At 71.0% G+C, this 12,250-nt stretch carries 11 protein-coding genes; 4 read left to right on the top strand and 7 right to left on the bottom strand.

The window, feature by feature from the left end:
• Positions 1–57: 57 nt before the first annotated feature.
• Entirely contained in the window at positions 58–570 is a 513-nt protein-coding gene (locus LXM50_RS15970) for a nucleoside deaminase (protein ID WP_233312461.1), read from the top strand.
• Between the two features lie 26 nt (positions 571–596).
• Entirely contained in the window at positions 597–2,135 is a 1,539-nt protein-coding gene (locus tag LXM50_RS15965; RefSeq protein WP_233312460.1) for an NCS2 family permease, read from the top strand.
• A 207-nt stretch (positions 2,136–2,342) separates the two neighbouring features.
• On the opposite strand, the gene LXM50_RS15960 is transcribed toward LXM50_RS15965, so the two are convergent.
• The 5 genes from LXM50_RS15960 to LXM50_RS15940 form a co-directional block, all read right to left on the bottom strand.
• A complete protein-coding gene (locus LXM50_RS15960; protein WP_233312459.1) occupies positions 2,343–2,960 on the bottom strand; it encodes an NTP transferase domain-containing protein in 618 nt (205 codons plus the stop codon).
• Positions 2,957–5,905, bottom strand: a complete 2,949-nt coding sequence (locus LXM50_RS15955; protein ID WP_233312458.1) for a molybdopterin cofactor-binding domain-containing protein — start codon at positions 5,903–5,905, stop codon at positions 2,957–2,959. Before LXM50_RS15955 ends, LXM50_RS15960 begins: the two co-directional genes overlap by 4 nt.
• Positions 5,902–6,894 (bottom strand): FAD binding domain-containing protein, encoded by a 993-nt coding sequence (locus LXM50_RS15950; protein ID WP_233312457.1) that lies wholly within the window; start codon positions 6,892–6,894, stop codon positions 5,902–5,904. Before LXM50_RS15950 ends, LXM50_RS15955 begins: the two co-directional genes overlap by 4 nt.
• Positions 6,885–8,204 (bottom strand): XdhC family protein, encoded by a 1,320-nt coding sequence (locus tag LXM50_RS15945; protein WP_233312456.1) that lies wholly within the window; start codon positions 8,202–8,204, stop codon positions 6,885–6,887. Before LXM50_RS15945 ends, LXM50_RS15950 begins: the two co-directional genes overlap by 10 nt.
• A 357-nt stretch (positions 8,205–8,561) precedes the next feature.
• A complete protein-coding gene (locus LXM50_RS15940; RefSeq protein WP_233312455.1) occupies positions 8,562–9,326 on the bottom strand; it encodes a class I SAM-dependent methyltransferase in 765 nt (254 codons plus the stop codon).
• A 236-nt stretch (positions 9,327–9,562) separates the two neighbouring features.
• Between LXM50_RS15940 and LXM50_RS15935 the strand changes: the two genes are divergently transcribed.
• Both LXM50_RS15935 and LXM50_RS15930 read left to right on the top strand, forming a co-directional pair.
• Positions 9,563–10,276 (top strand): response regulator transcription factor, encoded by a 714-nt coding sequence (locus LXM50_RS15935; RefSeq protein WP_233312454.1) that lies wholly within the window; start codon positions 9,563–9,565, stop codon positions 10,274–10,276.
• Positions 10,277–10,363: 87 nt separating this feature from the next.
• Positions 10,364–10,693 (top strand): hypothetical protein, encoded by a 330-nt coding sequence (locus tag LXM50_RS15930; RefSeq protein WP_233312453.1) that lies wholly within the window; start codon positions 10,364–10,366, stop codon positions 10,691–10,693.
• A gap of 57 nt (positions 10,694–10,750) precedes the next feature.
• Here LXM50_RS15930 and LXM50_RS15925 read toward each other — a convergent pair whose 3' ends face one another.
• Together LXM50_RS15925 and xdhC are read right to left on the bottom strand one after the other, a co-directional pair.
• Positions 10,751–11,329, bottom strand: a complete 579-nt coding sequence (locus LXM50_RS15925) for a DapH/DapD/GlmU-related protein (RefSeq protein WP_308192536.1) — start codon at positions 11,327–11,329, stop codon at positions 10,751–10,753.
• A 41-nt stretch (positions 11,330–11,370) separates the two neighbouring features.
• The gene (gene xdhC, locus LXM50_RS15920) at positions 11,371–12,198 is read right to left on the bottom strand and encodes a xanthine dehydrogenase accessory protein XdhC (protein WP_233312452.1); all 828 of its coding nucleotides are present in this window, start codon (positions 12,196–12,198) and stop codon (positions 11,371–11,373) included.
• Positions 12,199–12,250 lie beyond the last annotated feature (52 nt).

The raw sequence follows: 12,250 nt of genomic DNA, 5'->3' as shown, positions 1-12,250 counted from the left end.
CCGACGAAGGGCTCGACCGGAAGCCGTATCACTGCGACGACAGCAAGGAAGCTCTCCATGAACAGCACCAGTGCGCCTTCGTCCGCTGCTGCGACGACGCCCGCCGAGTATCTCGCTCAGGCCGTCGCCCTCGCCACGGACAACGTCCGAAACGCCGGAGGTCCGTTCGGCGCCATCATCGTCTCGGCCGACGGCCGGGTCTTCGAGGGCGTCAACAGGGTCACCGCGAACCTCGATCCCTCGGCGCACGCCGAAGTGACCGCGATCCGCAACGCGTGCCAGCAGCTCGGCACGTTCGACCTCTCCGGCGCCACCCTCTACACGAGCTGCGAGCCGTGCCCGATGTGCCTCGCCACGTCGCTCTGGGCGCGCGTCGACCGCGTGTACTTCGCGGCGAACCGCGACGACGCCGCCGACGCCGGCTTCGACGACGCGGTGTTCTACCGCTATTTCGAGGGCGGGCCCGAGGACAAGGCCCTCATGCCCGTCTCCGACATCGCCCTGCCGGCTGAGGAGCGCGTCGCGCCCTTCACCGAGTGGAGCCACACCACCACCCGCATCGAGTACTGACGACCCGAAGGAATCAGGAGCAGACAATGACGTCATCCACTCCCAGCCCCGAGACCGAGGGCATGCCCACCGTCTCCGGCGGTGACGTGTTCTCCCGCACGGCGCAGGACCTGCCGCCGCTGAAGACCGGCACCAGCACCACCGTCGACGCCGAGCCGAAGAACGCCTTCGACAGGTTCTTCGAGATCTCGCGTCGCGGTTCGACCGTCGGCCGCGAGATCCGAGGCGGCATCGTGACCTTCGTCACGATGGCCTACATCGTGATCCTCAACCCGCTGATCCTCGGCGGCACCAAGGACGTCGTCGGCCACGCGCTGCAGGCCGCGCAGATCGGCGCCGCGACCGGCCTCACCGCCGGCGTGATGACGATCCTGTTCGGCGTGATCGCCCGCCTCCCGTTCGCGCTCGCCGCGGGACTGGGCATCAACTCCTTCCTCGCCGTCTCGGTCGTCGGTCAGGTGACCTGGCAGGAGGCCATGGGCCTGGTCGTGATCAACGGCGTGCTGATCGTGCTGTTCGGAGCCACCGGCATCCGGACCGCGATCTTCAAGGCCGTGCCCCAGGCGCTCAAGGCCGCGATCACGGTCGGCATCGGCCTCTTCATCGCCTTCATCGGCTTCGTCGACTCGGGCTTCGTGAACCGCACACCGGCGGGGCCCCCGGTCCAGCTCGGGAACGGCGGATCGCTCACCTCGGTCCCCACTCTGATCTTCCTGCTGGGCGTCGTGATCATCGCGATCCTCGTGGCGCGCAAGGTGCCCGGCGGTATCCTGATCGGCATCGTGGCGACGACCGTGGTCGCGCTCATCGCGCAGGCCGTGCTGAACCTCGGACCGTCCTTCAAGGACCCCAACGGCTGGCACATGACGATCCCGCAGCTGCCCAGCACCTGGATCACGGTGCCCGACTTCGGGCTGGTGGGTCAGTTCGACCTGTTCGGAGCCTTCGGCCGGATCGGTGCGCTGTCGGCCACGATGCTCGTCTTCACCCTCGTGTTCTCGAACTTCTTCGACGCCATGGGCACCATGACCGGTCTCGCGAAGAACGCGGGCCTGGCCTACAAGGACGGCACGTTCCCGCGGCTGCGTTCCGCGTTCGTCGTCGAGGGCTTCGGCGCCGTCGCGGGAGGCGTGACCTCCACCTCGTCGAACACGGTCTACGTCGACAGCGCCTCCGGAATCGGCGAGGGCGCCCGTACGGGGCTCGCCTCGCTCGTGGTCGGCGCGCTGTTCCTGCTCTCGATGTTCGTCACCCCGCTCACGCTGGTCGTGCCGATCGAGGTCGGATCCGCGGCGCTGGTCGTCGTCGGCGCGATGATGATGGCTCAGATCCGCGAGATCAAGTTCGACAAGTTCGCGGTGGCGCTGCCGGCCTTCCTCACCATCGTGACGATGCCGCTGACCTACTCGATCGCCAACGGCATCGGCGTCGGCTTCATCTCCTGGGCCCTCGTGAACGCCGCCTCGGGCCGGGCGCGCAAGGTGCACTGGCTGATGTGGGTGGTCGCCGCGGGCTTCGCGCTCTACTTCGTGCGCGGCCCCGTGGAGCAGCTGCTCGGGCACTGAGCCCGGACGATCCGAAGCCCCCGATCCACTGCGGTCGGGGGCTTCGGCGTGCATGGGCCCCAGGGTCGTTGAGCGGGTACCGGCGGAGCCGGAGCGAGACGAAACGGGGTGCTCTCGCCAGGGTGCGGCGTTTCGTCTCGGTCGCCTGCGGCGTCCTCGCTCAACGAACCTGGAAGGGGCGGAAGGGGCGGGAGCCCGGAGCGCGGATCAGCGCGGGACGCGCAGCTCGGGCCAGGACGTGAGGTCGGCGGGCTCGTCGATGTCGTCGCCGCGGCCGAGATCACCGCATTCGACGTCGTCGACGAGGTGCCGGTTGCGCGCGATCCAGGTGCGCGCCGCAGCATCGCCCTCGGCGAGAGCGGCGGCCGCGCACAGGTCGCCGGTGTCGAACACCACCGGGTTCCCCGGCGCACCGCGCCACACCGCGCGGGTGACCCGCCCCGGCACGTGCGCCGCGAACAGGCGGCGGATCACGTGCGCGTCGACGCCGGGCTGATCCACGAGCAGCACGATCACGGCGTGCGGCGGAGCATCGGTCACGACCAGCGGCAGCACGGCGGCGCGCAGCGAGGCGGACATGCCCAGTTGCGCGTCGTGCACCTGGACCACGTGCGCCGCGGGGCAGCGGTCGCGCAGCCAGCTCCGTGCCGCGCGACCACCCGGACCGACCGCGACCGTGACGCTGCAGCCGGCCTCGGCCGCGGCGCGCGCGACCCGGGTGACCAGCACCTCGCGGTTCCACGGCAGCAGGGCCTTGGGGCCGCGTCCGAGGCGAGTGCCGCTGCCCGCGGCGAGCACGATCGCGTGGCGTGAGCGGGTGGTCATGACCGGGCCTGCTCCGCGTCGCGCCCCGCGCCGGACGCGTCGGAAGCCAGGATCGCCGCGTGGATCCGGTCCCGCGTGAACGGCGTCACGGTCATCCGGATGCCGGTCGCGTCGCGGATCGCCGCGGCCAGCGCGGGCGCGACCGGGTTGAACGGCGACTCGCTCATCGATTTGGCCCCGAGCGGGCCGAGCACGTCCGAGGTCTGTGCGAAGTGCACCTCCGAGCGCGGGATGTCCGCGAACGTCGGCACGTGGTACTGGCGCAGGATGTCCGACACGACGGTGCCACTGTCGTCCACGCGCACGATCTCATGCAGCGCGGCGCCGATGCCCTGTGCGATGCCGCCTTCGACCTGGCCCCGGCACTGCTCCGGGTTCACGACCACGCCGGCATCGGCGGCGTGGATCGATCGCAGGATCCGCAGCTCTCCGGTCGCCTCGTCGATCGCGACGCGGAACCCCTGCACGTTGAACGCGACCGAGCGCGGCGTGCCGCCCCAGTACCCCTTCTCCTCGAGCGCCCCGCCGTGAAGCTCCGCGTCGGCGGCGATGTCGGCGAGGGCGACCGACTGCTTGCCGCGGATCACGCGTCCTCCGGTCAGCACGCACTCGTCGACGGGGGCGTCGAGCAGCGACGCTGCCCGGGCGAGGATGCGCCCGGCCAGCGCAGTGGCGGCGGCGTGCGTGGCCCGGCCCGCGACGACGGTCCCGGTGGATCCGAAGGCGCCGGTGTCGTGCGGCACCAGATCCGAGTCGGACTGGCACAGCCGCACGGCGCGCGTCGTCGTCTGCAGCACGGTCGCGGCGATCTGCTGGTGCACCGTGGAGGTGCCGTTGCCGAACTCCGCCGTGCCGACGTCCAGCCCGAACGCCCCGTCGGCCTCGAGCCGGATCACGGTGTGCGAATGGTGCCCGCGCGGGGGGACCGTGGCGATCATCGCGACGGCGGATCCCTCCCCGAGACGCCATCCCGGCGCGAGTCCGGCGCGGTCCGTCTCCCGATCCCGCGCGAGGCCGTCGCGCACGATCTGCACGCATTCGTCCAGACCGTAGCTGCCGATGATGAGGTCGGGCTCCTCGTGCGCGGCGATCATCGCGTCGTCCTGACCGATGAGGTTCGCGGTCCGGAACGCGAGCGGATCCATCCCCAGCCGGCGCGCGATCTCGTCGACGGTCGATTCGATCGCGAAGATCATCTGGCTCAGGCCGTAGCCGCGGAACGCGCCGGAGGGCACGGTGTTCGTGTAGACGACGTCGGCGTCGATCTTCTTCGCGTCTGCGCGATAGACCGCGATGGACTCGCCCACGCCGTGGAACATCACACCGGGGCCGTGGTTGCCGTAGGCGCCCGTGTTGGAGCGCACGTCCACGCCGATGCCGGTGATCCGGCCGTCCTTCGTCGCGCCCATGCGCACCCGGATGCGGAACGGGTGCCGCACGCTGGTCGCCGTCAGCACCTCCTTGCGGGAGAACTCGACGCGCACCGGTCGCCCGGTCGCCATGGTCGCCAGCAGCGCCAGATCCTCGGTGAACACCTCCTGCTTGCCGCCGAAGCCGCCGCCGACGCGGGCGGAGTAGACGCGCAGCTGCTCCCGATCGATGCCGAAGATGCGGGCGAGCGTGCGCCGGGCGAGGAACGGCACCTGAGTGCTGCTGCGCACGACGAAACGGCCGTCCGGATCCTGCCAGGCGATGGATCCGTGCGTCTCGAGGGCCGTGTGCGAGACGCGGTGGGTGTGGAAGGTGCGGTCCTCGACGACGTGGCTCGCGGCGAGCTCGGCCGTGAGGTCGCCGACCTCGGTGTGCAGCTCCATGACGATGTTGTCATCGGGGCGGGCGACGCCCTCGGGACTCGATGCCTCGCGGCCCGCGGCCCGATCGCGCTGACCGCCCGGCGAGGCCGGACCGTGCAGGGCGAGCGTGCCGCGGCGATCGGCGCGTTCCGGATCCGTGTTCGCGGGCAGGACTTCGTACTCGACGTCGACGAGACGCGCGGCACGATCGGCCGCGCGCTGCGACTCCGCCACGACCAGGGCGACGCGCTGTCCGACGAAGCGCACGTACTCGTCGAACACGCGGGTGTCGTACGGGTCGTCCGCCTCGATCTCGTGCTGCGCCGTGGAGAACACGGTCGTCGGAGCGTCGTCGCGGCTGAGCACCCGCACGACGCCCTCGGCGGCGAGAGCGCGCGACGCGTCCACGCGCACCACGCGGGCGTGCGGGTGCGGGCTGCGCACGACGGCGGCGTAGAGCAGCGGGCCGGGGAGCTCGGCCGGGTCGATGTCCATCGTGTAGCGGACGGTCCCGGTCACCACCCCGGTCGCGGCAGGGGCTCCGGTGGCACGGCCGACGCCGCCGGCGCGGTCATCGATGTTCACGGTGCCGCGCACGGCATCCTCGATCGCGCGGTATCCGGTGCAGCGGCAGATGTTGCCCTTGAGGGTGCGGCCAAGGTCCTCCTCGGCGCCGGCGGGCATCGAGGCGACCGTGCACACCATGCCCGCGGTGCAGAACCCGCACTGGAAGCCGGCGGCGCGGCGGAACCGCTCCTGCACGGGGTGCGGATCCTCGGGGGTGCCGAGGCCCTGGACCGTCACGATGTCGCGGCCGGCGGCGCGGTGCGCGGGGTACACGCAGCTGTGCACCGCCTCGCCGTCGACGATCACCGTGCAGGCGCCGCAGTCGCCGCCGTCGCAGCCCTTCTTCACGCCATACGAGCCCTGATCGCGCAGCCAGGTGCGCAGGCACTGCCCGGGCTCGGGATCGACGGCGACCGCGCGACCGTCGAGCGTCGCGGTCGCGGTGCGGGAAGCGCCGGATCCGCAGATCGCCCCTCGTGGGTCTCCGTGTCCTGCCTGAGACTCCCTGCTCTGTGCGGAGTCTCGTGCCGGATCCGGAGTCTCGCGCTGCGGGGGCCGGACGGTCCCGATGTTCTCGGCGGTCATCGTGCACTCCTCTCGATGCGCAGGTCGCCCGTGACCCGCCCGATCGCGTCGTCGACGCCGGTCGCGAGGCTCGGCAGCAGTTCCGCGAGGATCTCCTCGCCGAGGCGATGCGTCATCCGCCGTCGCCAGGCGGGCTCGCCGTGGATGTCGTCATACCAGCCGCGGGTGCGGTCGACCGCGGCGTCGACGGCGGCGCGCCACGCAGGGCCGTCCGCACGTGTCGCGAACCCGTCGCCCGTCCCCGCGGATTGAGCATCGGGATCCGCCGTCAGGTCGAGCACGAGGGGGTGGAACGTCGAGGCCGTCACCGTGAGCCGCAGCGTCGAGGTCGAGGTGCGGCGTCCGATCAGCAGGGCGGCCGAGCGCCCGCGCTCGGTGAGGGAGATACGGCGGAAGGCGGACTCCTGCGCGAGCGCGCGGACGGCCACGAGGAAGCCGCGGATCAGCTCGCCGTCGGCCAGGCGGGTGCGGGCGGGGCCGACGATGAGGTCGGCCACGGGTGTGCGCCGCTCTGATCCGTCCGGGCACAGGATCACGGCGGTCGCGTCCCAGCTGCTCAGCAGTGAGATCATCGGCCCGGCCGGCAGCGCGGTGGCCACGTTGCCGCCGACGGTCGAGACGTTCCAGATCTTCCATGACGCGACGAAGGAATCGCAGGCCGGCGGGATCAGATCCAGCCCGGGCAGGCTCCTGCGCGGCATCCCGCCGGGGAAGGGCTCGTCGGCGAGGGCGCGCAGATCCGCGATGCGGCACGTCGCGGCGATCTCCAGCGTGCCGTGCTCCAGCGACCCCAGACGGTCGCCGGTGCCGTGCCAGGTCAGCGGCGCCCATCCGGCTCCCGTGATGTCGAGCAGCCGGGTGGGCGCGCCGCGGGTGATATCGGTGCCGTACGAGAAGATCACGGTGCCTCCTGCGAGCCAGGAATCCCCCGGACGCCACAGCCCGGGGTCGGCGCACATCAGCACCTCGTCGACGCTCGTCACGTCCATGCCAGGGCCTCCTTCGGGGTCGCGGAGAGTCGCGGGGCGGCCGCGCAGGTGCGGCCGGCAGACGCCGCTCCGCTGCCGCGCTCGGCGGTGACGGTCGTCGCGACCGGCTCGGCTCCGCGCCGGGCATCGTCGTGCACGTCGCCGGCGGTGTCACGGAGCCGGGCAGGCAGCGCACGGTTCCCGGCCTCGGCGGGGGAGCTGGCAGCCGCGGATCCGGATCCGGCTCGCGCGGCGGACTCCACGAGGATCAGCTCGGCGAGGATCGAGACCGCGACCTCGGCCGGGGTGCGCGCGCCCAGGTCCAGCCCGATCGGGGAGTGCAGCCGGTCGAGGTGGGCGGAGGTGAGCCCGCCCGCGCGCAGCTCCTGCTCGCGCTTCTCGTGCGTGACGCGGGATCCCATCGCGCCGACGTACGAGACCTCGCGGCGGAGGGCGGCATCGAGCACAGGCAGGTCGAAGCGCGGGTCGTGCGTGAGCATCACGATCGCGGTCCGCCCGTCCACGCGCCCTGCCGCGACCTCCTGCGCGAAGTGCTCGGCCGGGTGCATCAGCACGACCTCATGCGCGCCCGGGTGGCGATCCCGTGTGGCGAACACCGGCCGCGCGTCGCACACGGTGACGTGCCTGCCCAGCGCTGCGGCGGCCTGTGCGAGCGCCGCGGAGAAGTCGTTCGCGCCGTAGATGAGGAGCCGCGCCGGCGTCGCCGTGGACTCCACGAGCAGGCGCCGCACCACCGGGCACTCCGTCGCGGTGCGGTCGGTGACGTCGATGACGTGCGTGCCGCCGGCGCGCAGCGCGGCGCGGACGTGGTCGGCCGAACGCCCCGCGGCACGGGCGACCTCGGCCGGGAGCTGTTCCCCGTCGAACGCCGCGCAGACCGCGTCCGCACCGAGTGCGATGCCGAGGCCCTCCGCAGTGAGGAGAGCGCCGGCCGTGGTGTCGTGCAGGGGCAGGTCGCGCACCAGATGCGCGCGAGCGCCGGGGTCGACCGTGCCGAGCGCCCGCACCGGCTGCACGAGCACGCGCACGTCGCCGCCGCACATGAGGCCGATCGAGATGCCGTCGTCGTCCGCGTAGCCGAAGGAGTGCAGCTCGGTCGCGCCGGAATCCAGGCACGTGAGTGCGGCATCGACGACGGCGCCCTCGATGCAGCCGCCGGAGACGGATCCGATCGTGCGGCCGTCGTCGCGCACGGCCATCGACGTGCCCGCCGGGCGCGGGACGGATCCGGACACCTCGACGATCGTCGCGATCGCCCAGCGGTCGGGTTCGGCGAAACACTCGCCGTACTCGTCGACACGATCCAGCATGGGGCACCTCCTCATCCAAGTGCCGGCCATCGGCACCTGATCAGGACGGTGCGTCGGGACTGTGCCGGAGCGCCTCGTGCGTGAGGGACCTTCCTGGCGAGGAGGAACCCCGGGTCACAATCCACGGCGTCACCGCCTGGGATGCCCGGTAGATGGTTCACTGTCGTAACCCGCCTAGGCCTGAGGTGATTCTACGTGACCATCGTCCGAGTCGCAAGAAAAACATCCGTAATGCGGATTTGAGTTTCCGCTGTGCGAACTTGATGGTCGATGCACGAGGCGCCCGTCTGCGTCGTCCGGGCGACGACGCGACGGCGACTCGCGACGTCTGCGATCCGCGGGAGTGGTCCGGCGTCGTCAGATCCGTCGGCCGCTGATGCTCATGGCGCAGCCGAAGAAGTGTCGGCGCACCTCGACGCGCAGGCCCGCTTCCGAGCGGAAGGCCTCGACGGCACGGGAGCCGTCGCCGAAGCCGGCGAGATAGCGATGCAGCATCCGGTACTCCGTCGGATTCGAGAGCAGCAGGATCCCTGCGAGCGGCACGATCCAGCGCAGGTGCGTCCGATAGAGGAACCGCAATGCTCGGCATCCGGGCTCGGTGACATCGATGAAGGCGAACGAGCCGCCCGGGCGAAGCGTCCGCACGACCTCGGAAGCGAGCCGCTCGAGCTGCGCGGCGTCGAGGGTCTTCAGGCCGTAGGCGCTGACCACGACATCGACCGTGGCGTCCTGCGTGGTCCCCGCCAGGGCGTCCTCCTCGCGCAGTCGCACGCGTCCGCCGAATCGGGCGTGACTGCGCACCTGCGCCTGTGTCATCATCTGCGCGGAGAAGTCGACCGCGGTGATCTCCGCCTGCGGGAATCGACGCTCGATCTCCGCCCAGGTCTCACCTCGCCCGCTCATCAGATCCAGCACGGTCCGGGGTGATCCGGCGGCGGGGACCAAGCCGAGCAGCTGTCGTCGCCAGAGCGCCGAGAAGCCCAGGGACAGGACGATGTTCATCCGGTCGTACGAGGCGGCCATGCGGTCGAAGAGCCGGCGCACGTCCGCGGGATCGTAGAGGGGGTCTGTGGGTGCGGGAACGCGGCAGGCAACCGTGGCGCTCTCCGGGATCTCGGTCATGCGACGACGATACCGCTTGAACTGAACATGTTCAATAATGAGGTGTGGCGAACCGCGGATCATCGTGACCGTCACGAGTAGTCAGCATCCTTCTGTCCGCACCCTCGCACGGTGAGGGCGATTCACCCCTAAGGGTGAAGACAGCTGCCCGATGGATGAATAGCGTTGAGAGCGTTCAATTCAGCGGACCGATGTGGATCGGCTGACCGTTGTCACGCGAGAAGCGAGGGTGGGAGATGGTCCGTCCCCCGGTCGGAGGCGCCGAGTCGCTGCGGATCGCGCTGGTCAATGACTACGAGGTGGTCGTTCGCGGGCTCGCCGCGATGCTGCACGCGTACCAGGACGTGATCCAGATCGTCGAGCTGGATCTGAACAAGCCCGTCGTGGAAGCGGTCGACGTCGCCCTGTACGACACGTTCGCGTCGACGCAGGGCGACCGCGCCGATGTCCACGACCTCGCTGCGAATCCGCAAGTCGGACGCGTGGTGGTGTACTCGTGGAACCTCGACGACGGGTTGATCGATGCAGCGATCACCAATGGCGTCGGCGGCTATGTCTCCAAGGGGATGCCCGCGAGCCAGCTGGTGACGGCCCTGCAGCAGATCTGTGCCGGGGGGCCGCAGGTCTGGACCGATGCACAGGGGCGGGCCGCGATCACGGCGGGCGATTGGCCCGGCCGCGAGGAAGGGCTCACGGCCCGGGAGTCCGAAGTTCTGGCGCTCATCACGCAAGGGCTGTCCAACGCGAAGATCGCCGACCGCACCCACCTCTCGATCAACTCGGTCAAGACCTACATCCGATCCGCATACCGACGCATCGGCGCGACGTCTCGCACCGAAGCCGTCCTCTGGGGTGTGGAGCACGGCTTCCGCCCGGACCGGATGCGGGTGCGCGACCCGGAGATCCCCTCGACCGCGGATGGGACCGAAGCCGACGGGAGCGTCGCGTGACTTTCTCGCGCGGCACGCGGCCGATCCCGATCCCTCATCTCGCATCGGCCGGGACGCATCCTTCCCGGCGTGAGGGATAGGCGCCGCGTGGGAACCATCTACTACGGCGGATCCGCATCTCCGATTCACATCGAGGATCGCGTCCTGGCGCATCTCAAGATCGTGATCGCGACGAAGCTGCGCCGGGGGGAGAGCTTCACGGTGTCGTGGCCGCACCCGGAGGACGGACCGCCCGGACGCAGCACGATCTGGCTGAACCCGGCCGTCGAGCTGAGGTTCGTCTTCCAGACGCCCGAGTCGCTTGAGCTGAGCCGGGAGTATCTCGCGCAGCTGGCGACCACCGCGAACTCGGCGGGTGGCATCTGTCTCACGGCGGAGGACGTCGGCCTCTGCGTGTGCTCGTCGCACCCCTGGTGAACGCCGCAGGGGCCTGCCGTTGAACGGCCCGGCGCGCTGGGCGCCGCACGCGCCTCGTCACCACTCTCGCAGCACGGCCGCCTTCGGGCCTGCGACCAGGGAACGCGCGGGGACGTCGTCGGCCACGACGGCGCCCGCGGCGACCACCGCATCCTGGCCGATCGTGACGCCCGGCAGAACGGTGGCGCCTGCGCCGATCCAGACGTTGTCCTCGATGAGGATCGGCGCACCCGAGAGGTACTGCCGCCGCTCCTCGGGGTCGACCGGGTGCCCCACCGTGATGAACGTCGCCTTCGGTCCGACCATCACACCGTCGCCGAGCCGGATCCCCGCGAAGTCGAGGAACGTGCATCCCTGGTTGATGAAGACGCGCTCGCCCAGCTCGAGGCGCAGTCCGTGGTCCGTATAGAACGGGGGGTAGATCGTGAGGCGCGGGGGAAGCGGCCGCCCGAGGACCTGCTCCAGCAGGGCGGCTCTGCCGTCGGCGTCGTCGAAGGGCAGCACGTTGAGGCGGGAGGTCAGCGCCGTCACCTCGAGGACGCGCTCGCTCATCGCCCGGAAATCGGCGCCCAGCACGCGCTCGCCGGCGGCGAGCAGTTCCGGGTCGTGGATGGGCAGGAAACGATCGCGTGTCATCCGACCAGTATGCGGACCGCGGCCGACACCCGCCCCGACCGTCAGTCGGCGACCGCCGCCTCGTCGATGAGCTGCAGGATGCGGGCCGCGACGCTCACCGCGATCACGGCGGGCTGCTTGCCGGCGACCTCGGGGATCCCGATCGGGGTCGTCACCCGTGCCACATCGTCGTCGGTCTGGCCCAGCTCGTGCAGCTTCTTGCGGAAACGCGCCCATTTCGACGCGGATCCGATCAGGCCGACGGATCCGAGTCCCGTGGTGCGCAGCGCCTGATCGACGATCGCGAGGTCCTCGACATGGTCGTGCGTCATGACCAGCACGTGTGCGCCGGGCGTGAGATCTGCGAGAGCCGCCTCGGGGACGGGCGCGTGCACCACGCGCACCCGCGCGACGGCGTCGCCGAGCGGGCCGCGCATTCCGGGGATCCCGATCCGCTCCTCGGCGAGCATCTCGGCGCGCGAATCGACGAGGGTCAGCTCCAGTTCGTGCCGTGCGAGGATGCGCGCGAGCTCGAGACCGACGTGGCCGAGGCCGAACACGGCGACGGCCGGGGTGACCCGGATCGGCTCGAGCAGCATGGTGACCTCTCCTCCGCAGCACTGCACGCCGTACTCGGTCACGGCCTTGTCGCTCAGCGTGAGCGCGAGCAGCTCGGGCTCGGCGGAGCCGTCGGCGAGCATCCGCCGCGCCTGCTCGATCGCGGTCTGCTCGAGGTTGCCTCCGCCGACCGTGCCGTGCACGGCGTCGGGGGAGACGACCATCTTCGCGCCGCCGTTGCGTGGCGCGTGGCCGCGGACGGTCGCCAGGGTCACGATCACGGCCGGGATCCGCCGCGACCGCAGATCCTGCAGCGCGTCCAGCCAGTCCATGGTGTTCCTCTTCTGTTCGAGCCGTCCCCCTCAGGGTGGCCCAGGCCCTGTG

This window comes from Microbacterium sp. Au-Mic1 (assembly GCF_021341785.1).
In the GTDB taxonomy this organism is placed as follows: domain Bacteria; phylum Actinomycetota; class Actinomycetes; order Actinomycetales; family Microbacteriaceae; genus Microbacterium.
The sequence above is the reverse complement of the archived record's forward strand: the minus strand, read 5'-3'. Positions and strand labels throughout refer to the sequence as shown.